1 pseudogene is annotated in these 269 nt (G+C 43.1%); it reads right to left on the minus strand.

The features are described from left to right. Positions 1-8: 8 nt before the first annotated feature. A pseudogene (locus CN326_RS24835) lies at positions 9-269 on the minus strand (RNA-guided endonuclease InsQ/TnpB family protein); the annotation flags it as partial.

Here is a 269-nt window from a genome sequence, read left to right on the forward strand (position 1 = left end):
TATCATCTTCAAAAGATGCTTAACACGAGTGGAGTTGACACAGCTGCCTGATGGCACAACCCCTCTATTCCATCGGCAAACGCCTTTGGAACTGCTTTTTTTAAGATGTTATAGGAACCATTCACATCTGCGTTCAGTAGTTTATTCTCTTTCGTACGATATAATCCACGCTTGATCCGTTTTCCACTGAATACAGGAATGTCTTCCTCACCGTAAGTGGGGATCGCATCACTGTCTAGAAAGGATGCCTTGCTTGTATACGATTCTTC

Source organism: Bacillus sp. AFS018417 (genome assembly GCF_002560985.1).
In the GTDB taxonomy this organism is placed as follows: domain Bacteria; phylum Bacillota; class Bacilli; order Bacillales; family Bacillaceae_G; genus Bacillus_A; species Bacillus_A rhizoplanae.